This is a genomic window from Gimesia chilikensis, assembly GCF_008329715.1.
Taxonomy (GTDB): Bacteria; Planctomycetota; Planctomycetia; order Planctomycetales; family Planctomycetaceae; genus Gimesia; species Gimesia chilikensis.
In genome coordinates, this window is sequence record NZ_VTSR01000032.1 from 992,421 (window position 1) to 1,014,866 (window position 22,446).

Consider the following 22,446-nt stretch of genomic DNA (forward strand, 5'->3'; position numbering starts at 1 on the left):
TGTGGGCTATGTAATCTCAACCTCAACGCTTACGGGTCGATTTCCCATTGAAAACGTGAGAACTGGAACGTCTCACGCTCCGCAGTTTCGACCGCAAGGGCTTCCTGTCGTTCCCCGGCCAGTTCCCGTTCCCTGGCCCGGTCTGTAGCGATGTTTTGCAACACCTGTCTCTCATGAAGCTTGATGTCGGCTGACCGGTCACGGTAGCGGTTACACTCAATCAGGGCCTCACGTATCGCCAGTTCGTCATTAAGGTCCAGTCTGACGAGAACGCGAGCCTCTTTTATGCCAGCGTCCAGGGCTGCCTGATAGCGTTTGTGGCCATCGATAATAATCAGGTCCTGAGTTACCTGAATCGGCGTAATAATGCCGTGTCGCTTCACAGACGCGATGAATCCCCGGTCCAAGTCGTATCCATACAGCTCGATGCTCAGAGGGTGGCGTGACAGATCAGACAGCCGAACGCGATTCAGAACGTAATTCATAAAACCCCTGTTGTTTTGTTCGATGATGGTGAAAACGAGGACGCCGATTGAGAAACCTCCCAGAACTCAATCGACGCCGCCCGTTTCGCTGAATCCAATTGCTCTGAAAACCGGCTATTTGCAGCCGGGTTAAAAGACAAATATTTTCAATTCGCAGTGCTCTTAAAAAGAAGGAAAGACACACTCAAAACCCGACAGTTCCCTATGGCATCGATCATTTTTTGGAAAGCCAAAAAAGAACCTAGCCCCCCCCCTGGGACTATCACACAGCCTGCCGTACGCTGCCTGTCGTGCCCTGTGTGGCGTTCTGTCCTTCGATGAAGAGTTGGGATAGGTCCTTGTTCAACGCCCCCGTCTGGTAGCACTTGTCGCACTTCTGGCCATTGCAGTGTCCGCAGACCACAACCGGTTTGCGGTGGTTGATGGTGTTTATCAGATTGGTGTAACAGGTCATGATGTCGTTCATCGCATTGGGACCACACCAGGCACCGCCCGGACCATTCGGCAATTCTTGTATTGCTTTCTTCAGAGCGGTGGCTTGCTTCTGGACTTCGTTGAACGGGGTTTGCATCTCTTTAACGTGGTACTCAGTCACAACGCCGTGCGGCACAACCGGTTCGTCTGTCGGCTCCATACCGCCCCACTCGTAAGGGGTGAATGACGTCCCGCCGGACGGCTCCCCTCTCCCCATCGCACGTTCATACTCGGCTTTCTGCTGGTCAGCTGGTAGGGCTGCAATCTCAACCGCTCGGTCTTTGCTGATCTTCTTTGCGTTTAGCAGTTCATCTCTGACACTGGGGCCGAGGTTCGCTGCCAGTTTATCAACAGCTTCAGCATATTTGGCATCGCGTCTGATTTGAGCCGGACTCATACCGACCCGATCAGCAATCCTACCAGCCGTTTTCCCCGGGTGCTCAATTTGATCACCCGGGAGACTTGGAGGAGAATCCCCCCGTTTAAGGAAATCCTTGTCGTTCTTCTTCTGGGAGTTATACAGCTTCCCTACCAGGTACGCCCGCTGAGACGGGGCTACGTTTCGCCGTCCGATCTGGTTGTTGATGATCCAGTCATGCACAGCGTCCCGGTCTGAGAACTCCTGCTGTCTGATGCGAGGCGCGGCAATCCGTTGCCGTTGTTCGTCCGTGAGATTACGCCACACATGAAAACGGTTGTGACCGTCAACCAGAATACCCTGGGACTTCCAGACGATCAGGGGCTCACGAAATTCGCCGTCAGAGAGAATGTTATCACGCAGCTGGGTCGATTCTTCAAAGGACAATGCGGGACACAGGTCTCTGAATTCGGCATCGATCTGGATTGAATCCAGTCTGGGGATACTGGAAGAGGCTTCGACGTTCGCACGGGGGTTGACAGACAAGATATACATCCTTGATAAGAGAAGGTTTCAGAAGGTCGCTCAGGGGCTACATTAGCCAGCCCCGCCACCGACCACACCAGAGGAATAGGCCTATCGTCTCTGGCATGGTCGGCATGGCAATTAAAAAAGCACTCGACGCCGACGACTGGGGACAAGAGACTGAAAACCCCAGCCGTCGGTACACCACGATTTATTTACCGAGATTCCACTGCATGGACCGACTCCCGGGGAAAAACGCAAAATCCCGGAAGCCGGTCGCACCACAGTCTATTTCATTGGCTTCCACTGCAAGCCCCGGCTGATCAACTAAGTGGCAACAATCACAGCCGGGGCTTATACAGGGAATGAGATTCCTATGTGGCCAGACACCGATTCCGCAGGTTCGTCATTCCAGCAACCAATGCGGCTCGGTCTCCACCTGAAATATCATGGGGATATTTGAATGCGTCTACCGAGTGAAGCAGCTTCTGTACTTCGGGATGCATTCGGTAGAAGTTTTCGACCGCGTGAACATGCGATTGATGCAGGGCATCTTTTTCATAACCGAGCGTTGTGAGTTCTTCGCGGATTTTTGCTTTCCGGGTTTCCAGCTGCTGAACGATATCCTCGTAACGCAAACGTCGATCAGCATTGTGCAGCTTGGAAAACTCAGCCACTTTATCACACAGGCTGATTGCTTCCTTATACAAATCGAATCGATACGCCGTGCTAACCTGTCCTGTAAACAGGTCCTTTGAGGTCAGGCTTTCGATGTCTTCAGACTCAGCTTTACTGCGTAGCTGTTCATGGGCAACGACGTTGCTGTTATGCTCGGCAATCTTTTTTTGCAGTGGCCTCAACGCCTTCTTGGTGTCGTCAGAATACCAGTCACGTTCGGTAGGGGGGCTGATTTTAAGACTGTGATTCACTAAGTTGGTCTCCAGGTATGGATATTGAAATTTAAAATGCCGCTTGCCTGCAGATATCAACGAAAGCGGTGCAGGTCCGCGAAAGTGAGTTTCCCTTCTGCCTTCAGCTTGGCAATCCGCTGCTGATACTGTTCGCGGGTCTCTTTAGGACCGGTCTTCAGCTTGAACAGGTCACTGAATTTTTTCGGCTTTGCCTTCTCGCTAATCCCATATTCGGCAAGGACCTCCTGTCTGATTTTCGCCTTCTCCGCTTCACTCAATTGATGACTCATACATTCCCCGTATAAAAAACGTCCGTGTAATAAAGGCCACAGGCCCTCTGTTAGAGGGCTGTGACTGTCTCCTGGTTGGTGGCCTGCTGCTTGATCTGCTTATCGATGAACTCCAGGAAGTCGGAACCCCGCACATATTTGCGGCTTCCAATCTGGATTGTCTGCAGACCTTTTTTCACAGCCTGACGCATGGCATGCGTCCCCAGCCCAGACAGGGTTTTGAATTTCTCCAGTGAATACACCGCCCCGGACTGGATCATTGTTGGTTGCTCTGAGTGAGACATGTGACTCCTTTCAAGAAAACAGATTAATCGCCATCAGATCGTTAACTCTTTCTGATGGATTCAACACTATCACAGGTTTAAAGAAATGTAAGACCGTTAATCCGCAATGCGGATTTCCCGATCTGGCTCAGATCACATTCTCATAAGTTTGGTCGATGCGAATTAAGCCACAATTGCGACAACGAGTGCGTTTTCGACTCACAAAGTTATATGGATACCCATCAGGGGCTATACCTTCAGACTCTCTCGTACTCACCCTGGAATACCTGTCACGTTCCGTTGATAGGCATGCAGGGCAACGGGATGGGGTGATTACAGCAACTGGTCTTTTCTTGGTCTTCGCCCCAATCGGTCTCCCCGGTCGTCGTGGTAAGGAAGTGGTCGTCATTAAATTGCCTCCGTATGCAAAACAACGAATCGTAACCATGAGGAACGTTTCCCCGGTTAATCAGATAATGTGCAGCTCAACTGAATCAATTCAGGAGCGAGATCAGTCCAGAGGAAGGACTTCGCATACAAAAACACAACAGTGTTTTTGGGTTTTGTCGCAACCACATAAAGAGGGTTGCACTCGGCTTCCACCTGGTAGGCATGGAAAGAAGAACCAGTAGTCGACAATCAGATAATTACGACTTTGATGAGAGCAGATAGTCAATAAAATCTTGACCATAAATGAAACAGCGTCGGCCCACCTTGCGAACCTTCAGGCCGTCGCGGCGGGCAGAGTCGAGGGCAAATCGTTTGAGCCCTGTGACATCCATGAAACGTTCAATCGAATAGACTTTGTCGCGGTCGATTTCGCCACGGCTTTCCATTCAGCAGACTCCCTCCGGTCAATGGATTAAGTGTGTATTCTCAATGGGAATGAACGCTAGTTTAATGCCGATATGCCAGTAGTCAATACTAAATATACAATATGTTGTGTTTTGGGGCCGACAGGGTACTGTTCATTAATGTATGTGCATTAATTTCAGGTACTTAGAGGAGTGATGAATTATTCTGAATTTTTAATTTTATCAAAGAGATCAAGCATCATCTTTTTTTTCAGTTGGTGGCCTGTGTGTTTCGACGGCAGGCGGAGTGTTGATTGATACATTTATTTTCAACGGAGGTACTTCCACCACTACATCAGTTTTGGGGGGATCACCAGAGTCAAATTCAACGCAACCGCCGTTTTCGAGCTCAATCCTTTTAATTATATCGAGCACCTTCTGTTCTGCTTCATCAGGCGAATGCTTCTTCAACAATTCAGCAACTAGGGAATCAAAATTCTTATTGGCAATCACTTCAGTTTCTACTTCGATTTTTTTTGCTTCTGATCTCAGCTTCTTTGCTTCTGCCATCTTTAGTTCATAATCCGCTCTGGCTTGAAGCATCGTAGCATCATTGGCGTATTCTTCCTTTGTTGCACGGGCCTCCGCAAAACGTTCCGCAAGTTCAATTGATTTAAATCCAAATAAGTTCCTGACCCCATTAAAAAAATTCCGCCACGCCGAAGGGGAATCCTTTTTTTCGATAGGGGCAAAATCAGTGCGCTGAACGGTTAACTGTTCCTGTTCGCTTTCAATCGCACCATCTTCAAAAGGAGACATGCTCATTGAACTGACTCCCCTACCATTGAACGTCGATCTTCCTTGACGATTTGCAGGCCTGAGCCACCATTTGCTCGATACAGGGCATCAAGAGCGACATACAATTCTGTGATCAACTCAGGAGAAGATGTCCCAGGATCGATATAAACAGAAAGAATACGTTCTTCATTGTTGATAGAGTCACTTTCAGCTATCTCACGTTTCCATTCCGTAATGGTTTTATCGTATTTTGTTTTCGCTTCGATGTACCAATCAGGTGGTGAACCATGCCAGAGGTCACCCAGTGGGCCGGTTTCTGAAGCATCCGTGACTTTTATTTTACTGGCTTTGAGTTTTTCGTAGTCCGATTTTGTAGCACGCACTAAGTTGACCGCCGTATTTATACCAGTTGTTATAGTTGCAGACTTGGCAGCGTATATTGCAGCATCAAGAGTAAGGTCAACTGAATTTTTGAAAGCGATATTTGATTGAGAATGAGCGGCAGCTTTACAGGCATTGGCAGCATTCGCTGAGGCACTAGCAGCATTCACAGAGGCAGAAACTATCCGATTTATAGCATTGTCAATGACCCTCAAATCAACTTTATCACTGTTAACCAATGATTCAAGCTGAGAGTCGAGTTGTAATACTGCCCTTTTCAACTCCGCTGTATTATATTCTTCACTTTCTGGAAAAATAATGAGAGGTTGTACCCTCAAAGCACAACGAATTGCATACACATTTCTGTTCGACTTTTGTAGTTTTTTTACCTTTTCCTTACTAGGAAGTCTATCAACTTCATTCATCACAATTACCTGTCCAAGTAGAAATGCCAATGTACGTTTTTGCAGTTCATGTTACCATGCCTACACAGATAATCAATAAAATTTCTAGAATCGTCGGCTCTGGGAGAACAATGGAAACTCTCCATATGACAGGTAACCCCACCCCATTAATGTAACGCTTGGGGCAGTGTGTGCCTGCTGGCGGTCTGGCATTCAATCCGTCTTGGGGATTAGTAATCTAGCGATTGTTTTTGTGGTGGTAGGCTGGATGGTTGTCGAGGTTAATAGTCGCAGAGAGATTAACGTCTGCAAAATCGAGACAAATTATCTGAGGGCAATTAATCTTCATAGAATTAAGGATTGGCTTCTGCGTGTTCTTTTACACCATTGAAAAGAGTTCTCATATCTTGCAGAAGTTTGTCAGGTAGCATGTGGAAAGTTTTGTTATTGGAATATATTGGGATCAGATTTTTTAATTTCTCCAAAATTGAATTTCTTAACTTGTCCAGATGAGTGTCGTCTTGAAGGTTCATGTTTTGGTAGAAAGATATTGCTTTATGCTTGTCTATTACCACACGATCAGTACCCGGAAGAATATGAACATTTCCAGGCAAATAATTTCCATAAGATTGTAATTGTTTACTCCACTCGCTTGGTGGTTTGTTTTCTTCCAAGTCGTCAAAGAATGTTTGTACTTCTACACAAAAGGACTTTATGTCCAATACTGATTTTGACACTTGTCCAAATAAGATTACTAATAAGCCTACAAAAATGATGATGCAAAACAAGCGATGATTCTTGAACCAATTTACCGTCTCGTCATACTTGGTTGTTTTGCTTTCATTCATTGTGATTGCTAATCAAAATATCAATTCTATGAGTCGGTACCTGCTTATTGTAATCACAGCATTCCCTTTTCTCTTAACCACTCTTGTTTTTGTTTTCAAACCGATTTCAAGTAATAGGTGGCTCTCAAAGAGAAGAGCAATTATTCGATGATTTAACGGCGGAGCTGAAATTCCAATGTATTTATTGTTAAGAGGGCTACCGCTTAAACTTTTTGGCTTGTCCAATTAGAGTCTCTAGGATATTTCGTGTAGTATTGGCCCCTAAGATTCTCCCAAGACATTCCAGGAGTTGATCAGCGTCATCTGCTCTCAGTGCGTGTCTAAAATCATTTAGAGTGTGGATCCTACGTAATTCAAGCTCGTTTGTTATCTTCGAATAGGGAACAAAAAAAACTGGATAGCCTTCTACGCTGTAAAAAAATTCGAAAAGCGTAAACCTATAATCCAGTCTTCTCACGACGAGATCAAAGTCAAATCGGAAAAGATCATCGTTCGCGTCGACTCTTACCACTTCAGCTTTGACCATGTTGTTAGTGTGCTGAGCTAGTAGTTCGGCTTGTTCCATGATAGGGGTGACAGGTAGGGAATTACTTATGTCGTTTAAGTCATTTGGCCATAGATCAGACATTTTACACCATTAATTCAAAGTAAAGAGGTAGATGATCGGAGAACTTTGCTGAGCGAGGTCTTCCCTCTGCAGTGAGGAGATTATAGTCACCAATCTCTTCAAGTATTCGCAATGACTTGACGTCGAAATGATCGATCATTGCAGGACTGATAATAACTTGATCGAGCATGTGCCAATGCTGTTCATTTTGTGTGTGAGCATCGTAATACAAAGTAGCGGGAGGACCGGGTGAGTGGTCACCCAGAAGGTTCCACATCGGATTGTAGAAATATTCATACCTTTGATTTTGCACAACACGCGAGCCTTTTTTTGCTTGCCGGGCATCCATAACTGCGTTGAATGCATTGGCACCAACCATGCCGGGCTCGAATGGATTCATGTTGAAGTCACCAACAACTACGCAGCGAGGTAGATCATATTTATCTTGTGCTTTACGTAATGCTGCAACGTATTGGGTTATCTCAAGCGCAAGAGAAGTTGTGTCCCAACCAACTATTTTAGATGGCGCGTGAAGTACCATGAGTAAGAATCGGTCACGAGCCGGAAGATTGATGTCGAGGATCAAATATCGGTCAGCCTCGCTTCGGATTCCGATAAAGTGCTTATTAAACCGTGTAAAGATATGAAATCGGTTCCCAACTCTTCCCGTTGTAAAGTGGTAAGCATCAGTACCACTCAACGCATTAATTGTACGGTGAGATGGAGCACCGGTCTCACAAAAAACCAAAATATCTGGACGCAACGTAGCTGCGGCTGCACCAACGACATCGGACAAGTCTTTGCGGTGTTGGTTCCAGAATAGACAACGTAGCATTCAGAAATGCCTTTCTTACTATCCAATGTGTTTTTCATCTGTATGGTATTTATTCGTATTTTAAGTTGAAAACGAACAAAACCATGTGAGACGATCTGTTGTTACTCAGGATTATTCCCTGTGGTTGCATGCCGCGTACCGCCTGTGGACATAAAGACAGTGGCCTGTGTATGATACTTTTCTTGTATGGTATTTCAAGGTGCTAGCCTCATTAAACTAAGCGTTTCCAGAAAGTTAACAATAATTATAAGATCACTGATAACTCAACAAGTTCTGTAATTTTCATATGACTTATGTTGCTTGGAACTCTAATTATCAGCATTTTAAACCTCTGTTTTGAACTTCGTCACAATGAACAATGGGCACGATCTAGCTTGCTTAGGCACAGTTCCATTCTGTAGTCGAAGTAAGTCAATGCCGATGCCCTCTTACATCGTGTTTGATTGATGTTTACAAAGATTGAGGCCTTGAATAAAAATCGACTGAGGAATGAGAGACAACTATATGAACCAGTAACGTGGAATGAAGAACCGCAGATGCAAACCAGGCAATCCAGTGTCACCGAAAAAGTCACCAACTTTCGCATCCGCATGCCGATCAAATGGCGTTCACATGGTCTTCAAAAATCGTGAAAATAGCCTCAGACACTGTATTGGTAGCGTCTGAGGCTATAATAGTAGACTATTATAACGCGTCTCGTTCACTTCTAATCCGTAGGTCGGTGGTTCGAATCCACCCGGGCGTGCTTTTTGATGGCGATTCACTGTAAAGGTGAATCGCTTTTTTTATTGGCTGTTGCTTCCGAGCCGGTTTTCAATAGAGTGAATATCAAGTGGCTACCAGAACCCAATTACAGAGAGCTGTTAAGACATGATTCATTTCGTGAGCTGTGAAGTTCTAAGCATTGATGGTGATGATGCTTTGCTCGAAATTAAATACCGTGTTGATGCCGGGCAGGAAATCCATTCATATCAGGTAAAGCAGGATTTTTCCGTCGAAGATGGTTTTGTTTACATTGGGACGACTGAAGTTATCCAAGGTCAACGTCCAGGATGGGCGGAATATGCATCAGATCACGATCTGATACACGATACCCTGCAAGATGACTATGATGAAAGAAGCGGACTGTATTCGTAACCGAAACAAATGAGACATGTGCCTTTGGAGGGGCGTACTGCTGGCATAAAAAGGATGGAAAGAGAACAGGTGCTTCTCCGCCTCCTTTTCCAGCAGCTGGTGTCTGGTGAGAATCCAGCGAAGTTCTGCATATTCACTTCCTGCTCCCCGTTCGAAAGTTCACGTCTTTTCCGGGCCCGTTTCTTACCATGAAAAGCCACCAAAGGCTGGCGTCTGCCTTGGGTTACCACTACACTGGTGGTACTACCAAATTTTCACACCCCCCTCTTCTGACGCTCTTTTAATACGGATGATGCTAGAACCATGAAACGATTCTCCCACCGCTGTGCCGTATCTTCTTTGAAATCTGCAGGCTGGGCTGTTGCCCTGTGTCTGTCGCTGTTTGTGACCAGCTTTGCCAGTGCGGGGCCGCTGGTTTATGAAGGGACCGAGGGGCCTGGTAAAGGGAAGCATATTGTATTCCTGGCCGGCGATCATGAGTATCGCTCAGAAGAATCGCTGCCCGAACTGGCACGGATCCTGGCGAAGCGGCATGGGTTCAAGTGCACGGTGCTGTTTAACATCGATCCCGAGACCGGCGAGATTGTCGCCGGCAATTCGAATATTCCCGGAATGGAAGCCCTCAAGACGGCAGATCTGGCAGTCGTGTTTCTGCGGTTTCAGAATCTGCCCAAGGAACAGATGCAGCATCTCGATGACTATCTGAAACGGGGGGGCCCTGTGGTTGGGATGCGGACCGCCACGCATGCCTTCAACATGCCTGAGTCGGCACCGTTCTCGAAATATTCCTACCAGAGCAAAGACAAAGACTACGAAAAAGGGTTTGGTCATCAGGTGTTGGGACAGACCTGGGTCGGTCATTATGGAACCAATCACAAGCAGAGCACACGTATCAGCATCATCGACGATAAGAAACAGCATCCGATTCTGCGGGGCGTGAAAGATATCTGGGTGCAGGCCGGCGGTTATGTCGGTAAGCCGATCGATGGTGAAGTGCTGACGATGGCGCAGCCGCTGAACGGGATGCAGCCCGACTCCCCTGCCGACGAAACCAAACCCCCGATGCCTTCCGAATGGACGCGTACCTACACTTCGGCTTCCGGTAAAAAAGGACGCGTCTTTACGACCCTGTATGGAACGCCTGAGGATCTGCTGAACGACGGCTATCGTCGGATGCTGGTGAATGCCTGCTACTGGGCACTGGGGATGGAAGACGCGATCAAGGCTGATGCGAATGTGGATTTCGTCGGTCCGTTCAAACCGAACACCTTCGGTTTCGGGACCTACGCACACGGGATCAAGCCGGAAGCCTATGCCGGGTTCAAGAGCCCCATTCCCGCAAACCATAACACCAAGCGGACAGACACTCCCCAAAAGGGAGGGAAAAAAGCAACGCCGAAAAAAAAGGACAACAAACCGGCCAGTAAGTCGAAAGAGCCGACTGCGTCCCTGACGACTGGTAAGCCAGCCCGTTTTGTGCGAATTGAACTTCCCGGTGACAAACGGATTCTGACCCTGGCGGAAGTGGAAGTCATCAGTGGCGGTAAAAATGTTGCTAAGGGAGCGAAAGCCACTCAGTCGAGCACGATGGGATCAGCGGTCGCCGCCAAGGCTTTGGACGGGAACAAGAGCGCGGACTGGGGTAAAGGCGGACAGACACATACTTCCAACTCGGGTTCGAAAAATCCCTGGTGGGAAGTCGACCTGGGCCGTGCGGTTGATGTGGAGAAGGTGGCGATCTGGAACCGGGAAGGTTTCGAAGGACGCCTGGAAGACTTCACCCTGACGCTGCTGGATGCGAATCGGAAAGAAGTGTTTCGGCTGACGAAGATCCCTGCCCCGTTCTCCATGGAAATTGACGTCAAGAACAAGGGCAAGCTGGAATACCTGACCCACAGTGGAAAAGCGGGTGTGCCTTACAAGTCGACTTCGAAGTCGGTCGGTGCGGAATCGGGGAGTCAGGTTGAAGATCCGACGCTGGTGGCAGTGCCGGCCGATTATCGTGATCCGATTCCCTTTGCGTTTAAAAATGGCGATGTCGTCGCGATCCTCGGAAACGGCCTGCCCGATCGGATGCAGCATGATGGGTGGCTGGAAACCCTGCTGCAGAGTGAACTGCAGGGAAAGAAAGTCCGTTTTCGCAACATGAGCGTGAGTGGCGACCAGGTGGATTCGTTTCCGCGGAGTAAAGGTGCAGCGACGACCACCGAGATGTTACGGCACGTGAAAGCCGACGTCGTGCTGGCGTTCTTTGGTTATAACGAATCTTTTCAGGGGGTGAAGAAAGCGGGCGACTATCAGAAACGACTGGTCGATTTCGTCAGAAAGACACGCGGTTCCAAGGCGAATGGCAAATCATTCCCACGGATCGTACTGTTCAGCCCCATCGCCCATGAAGATACCGGCAACAAAAACGTGCCGGATGGAAAAGCACACAACGTTCAGCTGGAAGCTTACACGCGGGCCACGGAAGCAGCGGCCCGGGAAGCAGGAGTCGCGTATGTCGATCTGTTTCACCCTTCCCAGCAGATGTTCCAGGAGTCGAGCGAACCTCTGACGATTAACGGAATCCATCTGACCGAGGAAGGCAACAAGCGGCTGGCGGAAATTATCGCCTCTGCCCTGTTTGGACATCAGGTGACCGCGTCTCAGACGATGGAACCGCTGCGGTCAGCCGTGCTGGATAAGAATTACAAATGGAACAACCGCTTTCGTGCCCGTGACGGGAACGATGTCTGGGGCGGTCGTTCGATTCTCAAGTTTACTGACGACCAGACCAACGCCGAAGTGCTGCAGCACGAACTGTCGATGCTGGACGTGATGACGAACAATCGCGATCCCCTGATCTGGGCGAAAGCCAAAGGGGAAGACTACCAGGTTGACGACAGCAACGTGCCTGCTCCGGTGAAAGTGATTTCGAATGTCGGTGGCGGCAGTAAGAGCTCAAGTGCGGTCAAAGAGGGGAACCTGAACTACATCAGTGGCCAGGAAGCGATTGAGCATATGGCGCTGGCTGACGGGTTTGAAGTCAGTCTGTTCGCGGATGAAAAACAGTTCCCTGAACTGGTCAACCCCGTGCAGATGCAGTTCGATACCAAGGGACGTTTGTGGGCGGCTGTCTGGCCGACCTATCCCAAGTGGGAGCCGCTGAAAGAGATGAACGATGCTCTGTTGATCCTGCACGATGATGACAATGACGGCAAGGCGGATCGCGTGACCGAGTTCGCCCGCATTCAGAACCCGCTGGGTTTCGAATTCTGGAACGGGGGCGTGCTGGTCGCGTCTGCACCGGAAATCGTGTTTCTGAAGGATACCGATGGAGACGACGTGGCCGATGTGCGGACCGTGATGCTGCAGGGCCTCGATTCCTCGGACACCCATCATGCGGCCAATAATCTGATTTACGGTCCCGATGGCGCCATCTACTGGCAGAGTGGCGTGTTCATGGTACATAACCACGAACATCCCTGGGGGCCTTCGCTGCAGGCCAGTGAGTCAGCCATGTATCGCTTCGATCCACGGCGGTTCACGATTTCGATGCACGCGATCAATTCACCCAACCCGCACGGGATTTCGTTCGATTACTGGGGCTATCATTATGCGACCGATGGGACCGGCGGACGGGCTTACCAGGTCCGCCCGGAAAAAGGCGGGTTCAAAATGCACGAGCTGCTCAAGAAAGAAGTTCGTCCTGTGACCGCCAGCGAAGTCGTCAGCAGTGCGCACTTCCCTGAGTCCATGCAGGGTGACTTCCTGATCTGTAACGTGATCGGGTTCTTGGGCATCAAACATTACGATCTGGCCCGCAACGCCACCGATGGTACCGTGTGGGGTGAACCGGCGGGCGATGATCTGACCGTGATGCGTTTAAACGCGGACGGATCGAAAACGGAAGATAAATCCAAGGGGCTGATGATGAGCGGGGATAAGAATTTCCGTCCCGCTGATGCCATTTTTGCTCCCGATGGTTCGCTGTACTTCTGCGACTGGCACAACGTGATCATTGGACACATGCAGCACAACGTTCGCGACCCCAACCGCGATCATCAGCATGGTCGTATTTACCGGATGACAGCCAAGGGGCGTCCGCTGCAGAAACCGGTGGCCATCGATGGCGAGCCGATTCCCGCCCTGCTGGAAAATCTGAAATCGCCGATCGACGGCATTCGTCATCGGACCCGCGTCGAATTGAGCGAACGCGATACCGATGCCGTGATTGCCGCGACGGAAGAATGGATCAAGCAGTTTGATCCCAATAAGAAGGAAGACGCACATCACCTGCTGGAAGCACTCTGGTTGCATCAGCAGCACAATGTCCGGAACCTGGAACTGCTGGGGCTGCTGCTCAAGTCGCCCGAGCCACATGCCCGCATCGCCGCGAATACGGTGAAGCACCTCTGGTTCAACGTAGAAGGCACGATGCGTGGTGGTGTGATTGCTGAAACGGAAGAAGCCGAGACCAAGAAGTCGGGTATTCTGAGCGATACACCCGAGCTGACAACGATTCGCATCGGGACGGTCCGCGAGCGGATGCGTTACGATGTGACGAAGCTGACCGTCAAACCGGGCAAGAAGGTAAAACTGACGTTTGCGAACCCCGATTTCATGCCGCATAACATCATGCTGGTGAATCCCGGTAAAGCGGACGAAGTCGGACTGGCAGCCATTGCCCTGGGGGCCAGCGGGTTTTCTGTGGGCTTTATTCCTGACAGCAAAGAGATTCTCTGGCACAGCCAGCTGGTGGATCATGGTCAGGAAGAGGTGATTGAATTTGTCGCTCCGACCCAGGAAGGGGCTTATCCCTATATCTGCTCGTTCCCCGGTCACCACCTGCTGATGCGAGGTACCATGTATGTGACCAACGATCTCAAAGCGTATCTGGCGAAGAACCCGGAGAAAGAGAAGAAGATTACCAAGTGGAAACTGGCCGATCTGACCCAGGACCTGAAGCGGGTTGGACAGCATCGCAATTTCTCGCGGGGACAGGAGATTTTCACCAAGCTGGCCTGTGCCCAGTGCCATAAGGTCAATGAGCACAGCCATACGCTGGGCAAGAACCTGGCGATTGGCCCGAACCTGGATGAGGTCGTGAAGAAGCACAAGCACGACCCGAAAGCGGTTCTGGCTGAAATCCTGGAGCCTTCGCGGAAGATCGAAGATAAGTACCGCACGGTGCTGTTCGTGCTGGATGACGGTCAGACCATCAACGGGAACATTGTTACCGAAGATGACAAATCGGTCACGATTCTGACCGGACCTCCCCAGGTGAAACAGAAGAAGGTGTCGAAGGATTCAATTGAATTCCAGCGGACTTCTCCCATTTCGATTATGCCCGCCGACCTGCTGAATACTCTGGACAAAGAGGAGATTCTGGATCTGCTCGCGTTCGTGCTGTCCGGCGGGAATGCGAAGTCGGATGCGTTTCATCATCACCACTAAGGGGTGACGACCGACTTCAGGTGATCAATTTGGTTTGACAACAGAACATGGCAGCCGGGGGCATTTTTCCCGGCTGCTGTTTCTGGTTTACGGGCGGTTTCTGTCTGGCTGATCATCAGTGGCTTTTGAACTGATTTGATTCTGCGCTGCTTTCGTTCTTCAATTGCGCAGTTGATGCCCAAGTCGCTTCCACCGGGGCCCGGATTCCATTCTGCGCACCCTGCTCTCTTGAATGCTCAATCGTTCTGCATGTTCAGCTTGGGGGCTGGGAGCCGATGCCTAGAATGGTGCGCTGTTTTGCCGGGGGCCTCTAACGGGGGCTCGGTAGCGTTTCTTTATTTGCACGGTTGATATCGAAGTTGTTTCAACCGGGGTTAACGCCCTGCGGCTAAGGAGAAAATAGCCCATGATGACCGTTTTAGCGCTACCGTTCTCACAGAAAAATACGGACTGCCCGCGGCTGGCGCCTTGCCGGTCATTTATTTGTGTTGGGTTTTATTCTGGGGATCGGCGTGGGCAGGTCAAGTGGAATCTGGGGGATGAGGTCCTGTTGAAATCTTTTGAGTTCAGGCTGAATGTGGGGCGAAATGCTCTGAGTGTGCTCCGAAAGCATTTGAAAATGTACGAGACAGTGGGAACCGGTGATGAATGTTTGGGTGAAACGTTGATGAAAATCGACGTCGATTCAGGTGCTGTTGTGTCACTGGTGCCCTGTGTTCCGGTGCTCGCATCATCCGCCTCGCGCGCGAAGCACAATTGCACAAGAATACGGTTCGGGGAGTGGGAATCAAGGGGAGTTTATACAGTGAAGAGAACTGAACGGCACACCTGGTTATCCGGAAGCGGTGTAATGTGTTCAGAGATCGAGCTGGAACCGCAGGCCGGCGACGAAGGCATCGGGATAGATGCCGGAAGGAGTGGTGATGTATTGGAGGTCGGGCTGGACGCTGAGTGTGTCGTTGATCTGTGCTTTGTAAAAGACTTCGACCATGATCTCGCGGTTGGTGCCTCCCTGGTCGAGTTCGACCCACCCTGCTCCGGCGCCGGTGACGTCCTGATCGCGTCCGCGGATCAGACCGGTATAGGAGAGCCCGGCCAGGGCATCATGCGGGATCAGGGGAAAAGGAGAGCGGCCATAGGTGCTGGTAGGAAAATGCTGGGCGAAGACGGTCAGCCCCTGAGGCTGGTCGTCCGTGCTGCCTGCTTCGCGGAACAGGAGCTGTTCAATCTGTACGTAATAGCCGAGGGCGCGGGGAATTGTGCCGGCGGGAACCGAACCGGTGGTCTGATAAGTGACACCGGCGGTGAATTTCCCCGGCAGCTGTCGAAACGGGCTTTGATAACGATACTCGAGTTCGCCGATGAACAGGGCCGAGTTGTTATCGGAAAAGAGCCCGTTCGCGTTGCTGCGGTAGGCGTCCCAGCCTCCGACTCGGAGACTGAGATCGGAGTTGACTTCAGTCATGAACACGATGGCGGGACTGGGGGTGGGGAACGAAGGCAGACCTGCAGAGGGAGAGAGACCGAAGGCGGAGTTGATGAAATCGCCGGCGGCATCCATGGTGATGAACAGGTTGCTGATATCCTGCTTGCCGACGCGCATCGTGACGCCGGAATCGTAGAGGCCGACCTCCCACCAGAGTTCACTGATCTGGGCGATGTTGTTGAACGAGTCAATGTTGCTGATGACCTGTGTGGCACCGACATAAGCATCCAGGCTGCGACCGTGGGTGTTCTGAAACAGGATCGAAGCACGTCCCGGGATGTCGAGCTTCATTTTTTCAAAATCGAGATCAACGGTGAGGTCGAGCAGTCCTTCGTACTGAGTCGAACCGTTGGTAGCGATACCGCCGTGGGCATTGGTGAAGACTTCACCGTAATAGACGGGGGAGACAGCGATGCCGCTATCGGATTTGAACCAGTCAGGGATCAGCGTCGGATCTTCGGGAGCCGCATTGCTGGAGGGAGGCACCACACTAGCGAGGTCAAGGGGGAGACAGTCAATCTGCTCTGTCAGAGTCTCTTCAGCGCAGGGCTGACTGCAGACTGCCTGGGGGGCAGACAGAACCAGGATCAGAAATATCAGCGGGACGACAAAATTCAGCCGCAACGTTACGCTCCCCATTCACGCTGCGTGAGAATGTTCAGACCGGAAAACAGCGCGCAATACTCTTATTTTCGGCAGAATTGACGCGGTGATCCAGTCTGGGGGAATAGTCAAACTAAGGGGAGAATGACGGCATGTTTCAATTGGATTGCAGGGCTTTCTGCCCTGTTTTGGGCTGTGTGGCCAGGTGTTTCCGCAGGAAGGCTTCGACGAGTTGCATCCGCTGTGCGTCAAAGAACTGAGGACCACCATGAGCGCCACCGTGAATGACTTCGAAAGTGACATCCAGATCGTGCTGCTTGTACTTGCCGTGCAGTTCGTGAGACTGGTTGATGGGGACCTGGGGGTCCTGATCTCCGTGAATCATGAGCAGCGGCGGATCTTGTTCGTCTACGTGAAAAACGGGGCTGGCGAGACGGGCGAGTTCGGGCATGTTTTCCGGGCGGTCACCCAGCAGGAGCTGCAGCGCGGGGACGCGGACACTCAAACCGTGCGGCGTGGACTGGGGGAGGATCGTCATGAAGTTGGTCGGACCATAGTAGTCGACGATGGCATCGACGCGGGAGGATTCCTGATCGAAGTCGCCGAGGTCCCCTTCCAGCTGAGGGTGTCCGTTGGTGACACCCATCAGGGCGACCAGGTGTCCTCCAGCCGAGGAACCGAGGATGCCGATTTTGGTGGCGTCGTAGCCGTACTTCTCTGCAGAGCCGCGCAGGAAGCGGATGGCGGCTTTGATATCGTGGATCTGGGCCGGGAAGCGCGCGACCGGGGAGAGACGGTAATCGACGCTGGCGACGGCGAAGCCCTGCTGGACCAGTACGGCGAGGGGCATGTGGTCTTTGGAGCCGGCTCGCCAGGCACCGCCATGGATCCAGACCAGCAGCGGCGGTTGCGAGACTCCCCCAGGGAGGTAGAGGTCGAGCAGCAGGCGGTGGCCGTCTGCGGTTGCGTACTGGATGTCGTTGATCCGCTGAATCGATTCCACGGCGAAACTCCTGTCGGGGGATACAAACAGCATCAGGGCCAGCATGAGTCCGGCCCGGTAGAAAGGTCGCATAAGTGCCTCTTTCTCAGCTTGATTTTCGGGGCGATCCCGGAGGTTTCCGGATGTGTCCATTGTATACCTGTGGGACGGGGAATGACAGGTTGGGAGTCGGCTGGGCTGGCGAGAGCGGCCCGATCCGGATTTTCCTCTTTTCCCGGTCGACCCGATCTATAGAATTCCTGTTAGGGGGTGAGGCTGATGCCGGGATTCGTACTAATCTGGCCTGGATTAAGGATTTGAAAATAACTGTGAAATCGGAAAAAATCTCGGTCGCAAAGAATTCGCGGGAGTGCTATGATCCGCTGCCTGCCTGTGGACCGACAGCGCCACTCAGACACAAGCGATTTTCTCACCCTGGGGTTCTTCCCTGCACTCCAAAATCTCCTTTACGACCGGTATTTCCGCGTAGAGGATCAGCTGATGCAGGATTCCGCTGTGAGTTCAACAGGCAAGCGTCTCCCGGTGGGAGTGCGTCTCGACGCGATTTTTTTTCAAGGATAGATGTACCGTGTGGTCTCTAAAAACAGCACAGCGGGCGCTGATCGCCGCCGGTTGTATGGCGATGATTTACACCCAGTTTACGATGTCACCCGCGACGATTGAGTTCGCACGCTCGCTGGGAGCGACCGGGTTACACATCGGGATTCTGGGTGCCTTGCCAACGATGATGCTGTTTTTCCAGTTCCTGGCAGCAATTGTCGCTAATCACCTGGAATACCGCCGCTGGCTCTGGCTGCCGATTTCGATTCTGCAGCGATTGATACTGGTGCCTGTGGCGCTGGTTCCCTGGCTGCTGCCTTCCCTGTCTGATACAGCCTGGCTCTGGTGGCTGATCGTGCTGACTGCGGTCAACCACGCGCTGATTCACTTCACCACGCCGCTCTGGCTGTCGTGGTTGGGAGACTATCTGCCGCACAAGGGGCTCAATCATTACTGGGGCTACCGCCAGGTCTGGATGTACTGGACTGGAGCGATTTCGCTGCTGGGCGGTGCGATTTTCCTGGCGGAAAGTGGTCTGGATATCAAGTACGGGTTTGCCTGGCTGGTTGGCGTCGGATCGATTTTTGGTGTGTTCGATATTCTGTTCTACACGAAGATCGAAGAACCGCCTGTGGCGAAGGTCAAAGAGCCTAAGCTGAAAAAGGTGTTGATGACGCCTTTTCTGGATCCGAATTTTCGATCTTATATTTCGTTCACCTGTTTCTGGCATTTTGCCGCGATGCTGGGCGCTCCCTTCATCAGCTATTACCTGCTGGAATACACGGGCATGGACGTGTTCCGGCTGCTGCTGCTCTGGACGTGTGCCTGGCTCGGGGGGGCGGTCTTTTCCAAGCGACTGGGTTCGATGGCCGATCATTACGGAAACCGGCCGGTGCTGATTCTGTGTACGGCGTTTAAATCGACCAACATGATCGGGCTGCTGTTTCTTCCCAAAGATCCGACGCTGGCGTTCTGGATTATGGTGCCGGTGTTTATTATCGATTCACTGCTGAATGCGGGGATTGCGATCGCCAATAACGGCTTCATGCTCAAGAATTCTCCTTCCGAAAACCGGACGATGTATATCGCTGCGGGAACCGCGCTGGCGGGACTGGTGGGCGGCATTACTTCGATTCTGGCGGGGGCGTTTCTGGTGATGTCCTCAGGCTGGAGCGTGACGATTCTGGGGAAAGAGTTCAACAATTTTCACCTGATATTCTTTATCAGTCTGTTGATGCGACTGGTTGCCGCTTTCTACGCCCGCTCGGTTCGCGAACCGGATTCGCACTGGACGGCGCAGGTGATTATGAAGCTGGTAGGCGTCACGCCATTCCGGATGATGCGGTTTCCCGTGGGGCTGTATCGTTCCTTCCGTACGGACGAATTAAGGGAGATGTCGCCTAAAGAAAGACGGAAACAGAGCCGCCTGGAGAAAGCGAAGCAGACCCAGAACGCGGGCAGTGGTTCTGTGGATTAGATAGAGAGATCCTGTTGACGACGTAGGGGAGACTCTATATGGTCGCCCGTCGGGTTGAGGATTTTGCTGTTTCGACTCAGAAGACCTGGCGAGATCTACCAGGCATATTTCATAACATATTGACGGTTACGGGCAGGCACACAGGCCAGCCCCTACTACTTTATTAGTGTTGAAATATCACCAGGTGATCGGGGGCGAGCTGGATTTCGTTGTCCTGGATCAGGGGCTCTGATATCGAGGAGAGCTCAAGCGAACCTGTAAGGGGGATGCGAACGGGCTCAGCGTCCGTGTCTGCGACCGGGGTGAGACGGGCGTGGACGGTGATCGTGCTCCCCTGCTCTGGATTCAGGTATTGGAGCGTGAAAATATTGTGCTCCCGGTCAACGCTGGTCTGCAGGTGGTCAGCAGTCAGCCAACCTGAGTCGATCCCCTGTTTGCGGAAGTTGAGCAGGCTTTGATACCAGTGGAACATGTCCGGATCGCGGTGTGGGGCTTCGTTCCATTTCGCTTTAAAGAAAGCCTCGGCCTGCGAGGGGAGCAACGCATCCTGCCAGATATGAGGTGGATAATCGCCTCGACGACCGATGTCGACGGCGTCGCGGAGATGTCGATCTTCAAAGTCGACGAAGAAAGGAAACGGCGCGGAAGTCGCGAATTCTTCCCCCATGAAGATCAGCGGGATCCCGGGATACAGGAGTACCAGGCCGGCGGCCGCTTTCTGGAACGGTTTGGACGTCAGATGGTGAATCCGTTTGCCGTGCGGATGATTGCCGACGCTGTCATGGGTTTGCAAAGCGATGACCAGCGATTCGAAATGCCGGCTGTCCCGTTCCCTGTCGGTGACGCGTTGTGAGTCTTTGCCGGCGAAGACGTATCCGTGAGCCAGCGACTCCACGAGGTCCGCGGTTCCGTGGTACTGACGGTGCGTCAGCGAGAGGTCCGGCAGGACGTGGGAGTAGATCGAGTACATCAGGCAGTCACACCAGATGCCGTCATAAGGAGTGCGGTCCTGATCGGGAGTGAGGAGTTCGTGGTTGTAGGCATTGGTTTCAGCGAAGAGGTGAATGGGCCAGCGTACGGTCTCCGCGTATCGCGAGACGCCCTGGCGGATGTCATCCAGGATGTCGGGGCGGCTGTCATCGTACATACAGTGCACGGCGTCGAGGCGGAGTCCATCGAGGTGAAACTCTTCGAGCCAGTAAACAGCGTTGTCGACAATGAACTGCCGAACGTGTTCTGATTCCGGACCATCGTAGTTGAAGGCGTCTCCCCAGGGGGTGTGATGTTTGTCGGAAAAATAGGGACCGAATTCAGAGAGGTAGTTCCCCTCCGGTCCCAGATGGTTGTAGACCACGTCCAGAATGACGGCGAGGCCGGAGCGGTGGCATTCGTCAACGAAGGCGCGGAAGTCGTCAGGCGTGCCATAGGTGTTGCGGACAGCGAAGAGGTCGACCCCATCGTAGCCCCAGTTCCAGCGACCGGGTGACTGGGCGACCGGCATGATCTCGACTGCGGTGATGCCGAGCTCGATTAATTCCGGCAGGCGTTCGATGGCCGCGCGGAACGTGCCCGCCTGGGTGAAGGTGCCGACGTGCAGTTCGTAGATCACGAGGTTTTGTTTTTCAATGCCCTGCCAGCGATCATCGGCCCAGGGGAAGTCGCGGGGATCGATGATCTGCGAGACACTATGCACTCCCTGCGGCTGGTAACGCGAGGCGGGATCGGGGCGCGTGGTTTCTCCGTCAAGGCAGTACTGATAGCAGGCATTCATGGAGGCCTGGGGGATGGTGGCGGAATGATATCCCTGATGATCGCGCACCAGTTCGTGGCTGCTGCTTGTGCTGTCGGTATTGATCTCGACGTGCACCTGCTTACAATGAGGCGCCCAGACGCGGAAGTGCGTATCCCGGGAGGTCACAGGGGTGGCGCCGGGACGCGTGATTTCCGTTGGTTCGGGGGCCGCGAGTCCAAACCAGCGACAGCCTTCCAGCACCGCGGAGGTAGCGGTGGCTGAAGCGAGATAGAGGCGGTCATCCCAACCGGATTGGCGGTGCAGGTTATAGACCCGCTGGGCCAGGCTACGGTCAGCATTTCCGACCAGAATTGTGCGGTAGCCTGCAGTGAGCGCGGCCAGGTCGTTTCCGGAGTCTCCTGAAAAGACGGTGCTGGTGGGATCGAGCTGATTCTCCTTGTGCCACCACTCGAGGGCCAGGGCCTTGGAGACGGTGGCGGGGAGCAGATCGATCAGGCCATCTCCGTTAAAGGGATCGACGCTGTGAATGATCGAGTATGGGGCGTCGGTCTTGTCGAGAATCTGCTGGATGCGGTCGACTTCCTGTTCCAGCAGTGACGCGTCGGTGTAGTAACTGAGTTTGAATCTCCCCTGCTTTTCCGGTTCCTGTAAACGCAGGCCGGAAATCGGCTGCAGGAGTTCGCGGAGCTTCTCGATGGGCATCGAGGTAATGATTTGATCCTGGTAATCCTGGTAGGCGGCGACCGGTTCAAATTTGCCTGAAGTCTGGCGTTTAAAGATGGAAGTGCCGACGTCGCAGATAATCCACTGGGGGACCGGCAGTTTGAACTCTTGAATCGCCTGGGAGACCGAAGCGAAGTGACGGCCCGTGACAAAGACGACGGAAACATTACGGCTCTGGAACTCTGCGGTGAGAGTCTTCAGGTCGGTCTGATTTTGTGGATCCTGATTCAGGGGGATAAAAGTGCCATCCAGATCGGTGGCCAGGATTTGGGCTGTGGGATCTGTCAGCGGATTGCCTGCGCGAGACATGGG

Annotated in this window: 16 protein-coding genes; 3 read left to right on the top strand and 13 right to left on the bottom strand. The window is 52.0% G+C overall.

All coding sequences use genetic code 11. From position 1 onward, the window contains the following. Window positions 1–29: 29 nt before the first annotated feature. The 10 genes from FYZ48_RS28640 to FYZ48_RS28685 form a co-directional block, all read right to left on the bottom strand. Window positions 30–485: a ParB N-terminal domain-containing protein gene (locus FYZ48_RS28640; RefSeq protein WP_149345859.1), complete on the bottom strand. Its 456-nt coding sequence runs from the start codon at window positions 483–485 to the stop codon at window positions 30–32. Between the two features lie 262 nt (window positions 486–747). Beyond that, window positions 748–1,863 (bottom strand): hypothetical protein, encoded by a 1,116-nt coding sequence (locus FYZ48_RS28645; RefSeq protein ID WP_242022805.1) that lies wholly within the window; start codon window positions 1,861–1,863, stop codon window positions 748–750. 353 nt (window positions 1,864–2,216) lie between these two features. Beyond that, window positions 2,217–2,771 carry a hypothetical protein gene (locus FYZ48_RS28650; protein WP_149345860.1) on the bottom strand — a complete coding sequence of 185 codons (555 nt, stop codon included), beginning with the start codon at window positions 2,769–2,771 and terminating at the stop codon, window positions 2,217–2,219. Window positions 2,772–2,827: 56 nt separating this feature from the next. Further along, a complete protein-coding gene (locus tag FYZ48_RS28655; protein WP_149345861.1) occupies window positions 2,828–3,043 on the bottom strand; it encodes a hypothetical protein in 216 nt (71 codons plus the stop codon). A 50-nt stretch (window positions 3,044–3,093) separates the two neighbouring features. Further along, window positions 3,094–3,327, bottom strand: a complete 234-nt coding sequence (locus tag FYZ48_RS28660; protein WP_232101945.1) for a hypothetical protein — start codon at window positions 3,325–3,327, stop codon at window positions 3,094–3,096. Window positions 3,328–3,953: 626 nt separating this feature from the next. After that, window positions 3,954–4,142, bottom strand: coding sequence for a hypothetical protein (locus tag FYZ48_RS28665; protein ID WP_149345862.1), 189 nt, complete (start codon window positions 4,140–4,142; stop codon window positions 3,954–3,956). 210 nt (window positions 4,143–4,352) lie between these two features. Further along, a complete protein-coding gene (locus FYZ48_RS28670) occupies window positions 4,353–4,925 on the bottom strand; it encodes a hypothetical protein (protein WP_149345863.1) in 573 nt (190 codons plus the stop codon). Next, entirely contained in the window at window positions 4,922–5,704 is a 783-nt protein-coding gene (locus tag FYZ48_RS28675; protein WP_149345864.1) for a hypothetical protein, read from the bottom strand. Before FYZ48_RS28675 ends, FYZ48_RS28670 begins: the two co-directional genes overlap by 4 nt. A 332-nt stretch (window positions 5,705–6,036) precedes the next feature. Then, window positions 6,037–6,531 (bottom strand): hypothetical protein, encoded by a 495-nt coding sequence (locus tag FYZ48_RS28680; RefSeq protein ID WP_149345865.1) that lies wholly within the window; start codon window positions 6,529–6,531, stop codon window positions 6,037–6,039. A 629-nt stretch (window positions 6,532–7,160) separates the two neighbouring features. Beyond that, window positions 7,161–7,973 carry an endonuclease/exonuclease/phosphatase family protein gene (locus FYZ48_RS28685; protein WP_149345866.1) on the bottom strand — a complete coding sequence of 271 codons (813 nt, stop codon included), beginning with the start codon at window positions 7,971–7,973 and terminating at the stop codon, window positions 7,161–7,163. 870 nt (window positions 7,974–8,843) lie between these two features. Here FYZ48_RS28685 and FYZ48_RS28690 point away from each other — a divergent pair. Next, entirely contained in the window at window positions 8,844–9,110 is a 267-nt protein-coding gene (locus FYZ48_RS28690) for a hypothetical protein (RefSeq protein ID WP_149345867.1), read from the top strand. Between the two features lie 303 nt (window positions 9,111–9,413). Then, window positions 9,414–14,549, top strand: coding sequence for a PVC-type heme-binding CxxCH protein (locus tag FYZ48_RS28695; protein ID WP_149345868.1), 5,136 nt, complete (start codon window positions 9,414–9,416; stop codon window positions 14,547–14,549). A gap of 856 nt (window positions 14,550–15,405) precedes the next feature. Here FYZ48_RS28695 and FYZ48_RS28700 read toward each other — a convergent pair. Both FYZ48_RS28700 and FYZ48_RS28705 read right to left on the bottom strand, forming a co-directional pair. Continuing rightward, the gene (locus FYZ48_RS28700; RefSeq protein ID WP_187782276.1) at window positions 15,406–16,659 is read right to left on the bottom strand and encodes a carbohydrate porin; all 1,254 of its coding nucleotides are present in this window, start codon (window positions 16,657–16,659) and stop codon (window positions 15,406–15,408) included. A 136-nt stretch (window positions 16,660–16,795) separates the two neighbouring features. Further along, the gene (locus FYZ48_RS28705) at window positions 16,796–17,713 is read right to left on the bottom strand and encodes an alpha/beta hydrolase (protein WP_149345870.1); all 918 of its coding nucleotides are present in this window, start codon (window positions 17,711–17,713) and stop codon (window positions 16,796–16,798) included. A 496-nt stretch (window positions 17,714–18,209) separates the two neighbouring features. On the opposite strand from FYZ48_RS28705, the gene FYZ48_RS28710 reads away from it, so the two are divergent. Next, window positions 18,210–19,658: an MFS transporter gene (locus FYZ48_RS28710; RefSeq protein WP_242022806.1), complete on the top strand. Its 1,449-nt coding sequence runs from the start codon at window positions 18,210–18,212 to the stop codon at window positions 19,656–19,658. 163 nt (window positions 19,659–19,821) lie between these two features. Here FYZ48_RS28710 and treZ read toward each other — a convergent pair whose 3' ends face one another. Next, window positions 19,822–22,443: a malto-oligosyltrehalose trehalohydrolase gene (gene treZ / locus FYZ48_RS28715; RefSeq protein WP_149345871.1), complete on the bottom strand. Its 2,622-nt coding sequence runs from the start codon at window positions 22,441–22,443 to the stop codon at window positions 19,822–19,824. Window positions 22,444–22,446 lie beyond the last annotated feature (3 nt).

Excerpts from the sequence above, each read along its gene's own strand:
- FYZ48_RS28640 (WP_149345859.1), bottom strand. The coding sequence starts at position 485 with ATGAATTACGTTCTGAATCGCGTTCGGCTGTCTGATCTGTCACGCCAC.
- FYZ48_RS28655 (WP_149345861.1), bottom strand. The coding sequence starts at position 3,043 with ATGAGTCATCAATTGAGTGAAGCGGAGAAGGCGAAAATCAGACAGGAG.
- FYZ48_RS28660 (WP_232101945.1), bottom strand. The coding sequence starts at position 3,327 with ATGTCTCACTCAGAGCAACCAACAATGATCCAGTCCGGGGCGGTGTAT.
- FYZ48_RS28665 (WP_149345862.1), bottom strand. The coding sequence starts at position 4,142 with ATGGAAAGCCGTGGCGAAATCGACCGCGACAAAGTCTATTCGATTGAA.
- FYZ48_RS28670 (WP_149345863.1), bottom strand. The coding sequence starts at position 4,925 with ATGAGCATGTCTCCTTTTGAAGATGGTGCGATTGAAAGCGAACAGGAA.
- FYZ48_RS28675 (WP_149345864.1), bottom strand. The coding sequence starts at position 5,704 with ATGAATGAAGTTGATAGACTTCCTAGTAAGGAAAAGGTAAAAAAACTA.
- FYZ48_RS28680 (WP_149345865.1), bottom strand. The coding sequence starts at position 6,531 with ATGAATGAAAGCAAAACAACCAAGTATGACGAGACGGTAAATTGGTTC.
- FYZ48_RS28685 (WP_149345866.1), bottom strand. The coding sequence starts at position 7,973 with ATGCTACGTTGTCTATTCTGGAACCAACACCGCAAAGACTTGTCCGAT.
- FYZ48_RS28690 (WP_149345867.1), top strand. The coding sequence starts at position 8,844 with ATGATTCATTTCGTGAGCTGTGAAGTTCTAAGCATTGATGGTGATGAT.
- FYZ48_RS28695 (WP_149345868.1), top strand. The coding sequence starts at position 9,414 with ATGAAACGATTCTCCCACCGCTGTGCCGTATCTTCTTTGAAATCTGCA.
- FYZ48_RS28705 (WP_149345870.1), bottom strand. The coding sequence starts at position 17,713 with ATGCGACCTTTCTACCGGGCCGGACTCATGCTGGCCCTGATGCTGTTT.
- treZ (WP_149345871.1), bottom strand. The coding sequence starts at position 22,443 with ATGTCTCGCGCAGGCAATCCGCTGACAGATCCCACAGCCCAAATCCTG.